Raw genomic sequence first — 4,282 nt, 5'->3', positions numbered from 1 at the left:
GACGATGGCAGGACGCTGTACATCACCGCTTCCACGAGCGTCTATCGCCTCCGGGTTAAGACGCCTGGGGCAATGCCGCTCTACAGAAGGTGATGAGCAAATAACGAGCCTATAAAGCTTTCACAAGTTGCGTCATCCCAGTGGACGGAAACGATGAGCATTAAACATAAAACGAAGGTTCGGTGGTCGCTGGCATCCTGGCTGTTTGTATTGAGCGCTATCGCTTACCTCGACCGTACCAACCTATCGATTGCTGGATTGCAGATAGGCCATGAGTTTGGCCTTGGCAACCAACGACTCGGCTGGATGGCGAGCGCATTTCTGATCGGCTATGCGGCGTTCCAAGTTCCAGCCGGATGGGTTTCCGCTCGATTTGGGGCTCGCCTTGTGCTTACAGTTGGTGTTCTTTGGTGGGGAATTGCGACCATCTTCACCGCACTGTTACCTTCGTCGACCACTCACGCTGTGCTCTTTCTGGTGGCGCTTCGGTTTGGCCTCGGTGTCGGAGAATCCATCATTTATCCGGCGGCCAATCATTTCGTAATGCGATGGTTTCCGTCCCATGAGCGGGGCATGGTCAACGGACTCATCTTCGCCGGGGTAGGAGCCGGCAGTGGCCTGACGCCACCTTTGCTCACCTGGTTTATCCTTCATCACGGCTGGCGTTCTGCCTTCTGGTTCAGCGCAGTAGTCGGAATTCTGGCAGGTGTTATCTGGTGGTGGATTGCGAGGGATCGCCCAGAGACGCATCCGTTGGTTGGAGAAACCGAACTTAGGCTAATCCGGGAAGTGTCACCGGGCGATTCGCCGGATCATACCGTCAGCGAGAATGGAAGACACCGTCAACCAGAATCGAACAAAATCTCTTGGAAGCTGATTTTGCATCGGTCTGATCTACTTGCGCTCATGGGGGCATACTTCGGGTTCCTGTATGTGGCGTGGGTCTACTTCAGTTGGTTCTTCATTTACATGGCCCAGGTTCGCGGCTTCGATTTGAAGGCCAGTGCCCGGTACACAATGCTTCCGTTTCTATCGATGACAATCTTCTGCCTGCTGGGCGGAAAGTTGACGGATGTGCTGACACATCGCTACGGCCTTCGTGTCGGAAGGTGTGGACTCGCAGCGAGTGCATCGTTGCTGACGGCAGTGTTTCTTGTGCTTGGATCTCAACTTCACAATCCACAGCTGGCAGGTCTGACACTCGCTGCCGGTGCGGGAGCGCTGTATCTTTCGCAGAGCGCCTACTGGTCCGCTGCAATCGATATTGCAGGCCCAAACTCAAGTGTTTTCGCAAGCATCATCAACATGGGCGGCCAGATCGGCGGCGCTGTTACCGCCTCATTGACTCCATGGATCGCGCAGCGATTCGGCTGGACGACTTCTTTTGCGACAGCGGCTGCTTTTGCGGTTCTCTCCGCGATCTTCTGGTCCACTGTCCATCCAGAACGCCCTCTGCACGTTGGACCCATCGGTCCAGGGCCTCTGCCGAACGATAACAGTAGCAAACTTGAAGCTCATAACGGAGTAATTGAGGAGGCACACCTGTGATTCTGATTTCACCACGGCAACTTCTTGGAGTAAGGCCCGCTAGAAGGGTTCAGGTTGTATTGTCGTTGCTCCTGTTTGCGTCTTCCGGCTATGCACAGACGAGCGCTCCTGCAATGCAGGGTTCGCAGCCGCTCGAGCAGCGTATCGGCCATACCGATCCAGCGAAGGCCAACCATCTCACTGCAGTACATGATGGCCCAGGTGCTTTGGATTACCGTCCATTGCTGGGCTTAACTTCTCTTGATACAAACCTGATCTTTTTCCATCGCGGCGTGATTCTGCCTAAGAGTGGCATCGGCCAGCATTTTCATAACAAGTGCGAAGAGATGTTCGTCATTCTGGACGGTGAGGCGGAGTTTACTATAGATGGCCACACGTCTCTGATCAAAGGGCCGGTTGGCGTACCGGATGTCATGGGCCATGCCCACGCTATTTACAATCCGACGGACAAGCCAATCCAGTGGCTGAATATCAATGTCGGTCTAAGCAAGACTTACGATGCCTTCAATCTGGGAGACCCCCGTCAGGATGCCAAACTCGATCCTATTCCTCAGTTCATGACCATGCATTTGGATCGGGCATTATTAAAAACGGTCGAGCACATGGGAGGGGGAACCGGCCCCGTCCAATATCGCAGAGCTCTTCCTCCGAGCGTGTTCTCGTCCGTGTGGTCGTACGTGGGGCCTGAGGGACAGCCCTGCCGCTTTCACCGCGACGGGGCTTTTTGCAATCGCATATAAAACGTGCGCTATGGGAAACGAAGATGCGTGTTTGGATATGGGTGTGTGCGGCGGCAGTGCTGCTGGCGACGGCGGTCGGTGCAGAGGCCAGATCGGTCTACACCCTGCGGCCCGACGATCCGCATGCCGTCTACCTCGAGAAGGGCGCCTTTGGAGTCAAGGGTGACGGTGCCGCCGACGACTCTGACGCGTTGCAGGCAGCGATCGACAAGGTGCAGGAGACCACCGGTGCCGGCATTGTGTATCTTCCGCAAGGCCGCTACCGCCTGAACAAAACCATTTATGTCTGGGCCGGCATCCGTATCGTGGGTTACGGCGCTGAGCGTCCAGTTCTGTTTCTTGCTCCCAACACGCCGGGCTTTCAGGAAGGCCACGGCTTTCTCGGCACAGGCCGCTATATGGTGCAGTTTGCCTCCAATCGTCCTCAGCGGGGCAGCCCGATCGTCGATGCCAATGAATTCACCTTCTACAGCGGTATGAGCAACGTGGACTTCGAGATAGGCGATGGCAATGCGGCAGCGATCGCTATACGTTTCCACGTGGCGCAACACTCGTCTTTGAATCACATCGACTTTCACGTAGGACATGGTCGCGCCGCGTTGGAAGATGTTGGTAATCAGGGCAGCGACCTGAAGATCTACGACGGAGAATACGGCATTGTCTCGGTAAAGACCTCGCCGGCGTGGCAGTTCCTGCTGATGGACTCGGTCCTCGAAGGCCAGCGCAAGGCAGCTATTCATACGCAAGAGGTCGGCATGACGCTGGTGCGTAACCGGATTGCGAAGACCCCGGTTGCCGTCGAGATCAGCAAGGGCATGGCCGAGCAGCTCTATGGCCGCGATCTTGTCTTTGAAGACATCCGCCGTGCGGGTGTTGTCGTCGGCAATGTGGGGGCCGCGCACTCGCAGATCACGCTGGATGGTGTTGCCTGTAACAACGTGTCGAAGATGCTGGAGAATGGGGAAGGGGCGGCCGGTTACACGGAGATCAAAGCGCCGGGAAGGTTCTGGAGAGAAGAGAAGCTAACCCTGGGACTGGAGATTGGCAACGATGGCCGTGAGGCCGGCTATGCTCTTCGCCATCGTGAGATCTTGCTGCACTCCCTTCCGTTGCTGGCGAAGACGGATATCCCCGAGTTTCCGGCAATGAGCGAATGGGTTAACGTGCATACGCTTGGCGTGAAGGGTGACGGCGGGACGGATGACGCGCCCGCGCTGCAGAGGGCGATCGACACCTACCGCGTGCTCTACCTGCCCGAGGGCATGTACCGCCTAACGGGCACGCTGCACCTGAGGCCAGACACAGTGCTCATCGGTATGAACCCGACAACCACCATGCTGACACTGCTGGAGGAGGAGCCAGCGTTCTCAGGTACGGGTGCGGAAGTCCCATTGGTCGAGAGCGCGCGTGGCGGCAACGCCATGATGATGGGCCTTGGCGTCGGGACCGGATTTGCGAATCCGCGAGCCGGCGGCATAGTGTGGCGCGCCGGCGCAGCGTCGTTCCTTGATGACGTGAACTTCAGCGTGGGACGTGGGCGTGCAAACAGTTCATTGAGTCCTAATGCTCCGCCGGTCCCTCCGCGCACAGGTCCGCGTCGGGATACTTCTGAGAGCGAGCAGCCCAGCCTGTGGGTCGGCGAGGGGGGTGGCGGCCTGTTTCGTGGCATCTGGACGGCGAATACCACCGCGAATGCCGGCCTTGTCGTGGAGAACACGAGCACGCCCAGCATTATTTACCAGATGTCCTGCGAGCACCACATGCATTACGAGACGCGTTTTCGCCACGCGCAGAACTGGACTGTCTATGCGCTGCAAACCGAAGAGGAAAAGCCTGCGGGCGCCGAGGCTTTCGCGATCGAGTTGGTGAACTCGCAGCACATTCTGTTTACCAACTTGTTCATGTACCGGGTCTCGCGTAACACCATACCCAAGCTCAATGCGATCGAGTCAAAGGGTTCCAGCGATATCCGGCTTGAGAATGTGCACGTCTTC

The 4,282-nt window shown here is 57.1% G+C and carries 3 protein-coding genes; all 3 read left to right on the top strand.

Going from position 1 to position 4,282, the window contains the following annotated elements; translation table 11 throughout:
• The first annotated feature begins 153 nt into the window (after window positions 1–153).
• Window positions 154–1,548: an MFS transporter gene (locus AB4043_RS22280; protein WP_442298980.1), complete on the top strand. Its 1,395-nt coding sequence runs from the start codon at window positions 154–156 to the stop codon at window positions 1,546–1,548.
• Complete coding sequence (locus tag AB4043_RS22275) at window positions 1,545–2,288, top strand: cupin domain-containing protein (protein ID WP_442308127.1); 744 nt, start codon at window positions 1,545–1,547, stop codon at window positions 2,286–2,288. The genes AB4043_RS22280 and AB4043_RS22275 overlap by 4 nt, the downstream gene beginning before the upstream one ends.
• A gap of 23 nt (window positions 2,289–2,311) precedes the next feature.
• The coding region (locus tag AB4043_RS22270) for a glycosyl hydrolase family 28-related protein (RefSeq protein WP_442308126.1) at window positions 2,312–4,282 on the top strand (1,971 nt) is incomplete at its 3' end.

Origin of the sequence: Terriglobus sp. YAF25 (assembly GCF_052113305.1) — a bacterium.
In the GTDB taxonomy this organism is placed as follows: domain Bacteria; phylum Acidobacteriota; class Terriglobia; order Terriglobales; family Acidobacteriaceae; genus Terriglobus.
This window is presented reverse-complemented; position numbering and strand designations above follow the sequence as displayed.

Bases quoted from the DNA above. Each gene is read 5' to 3' on its own strand.
- AB4043_RS22280 (WP_442298980.1), top strand. From the start codon at position 154: ATGAGCATTAAACATAAAACGAAGGTTCGGTGGTCGCTGGCATCCTGG.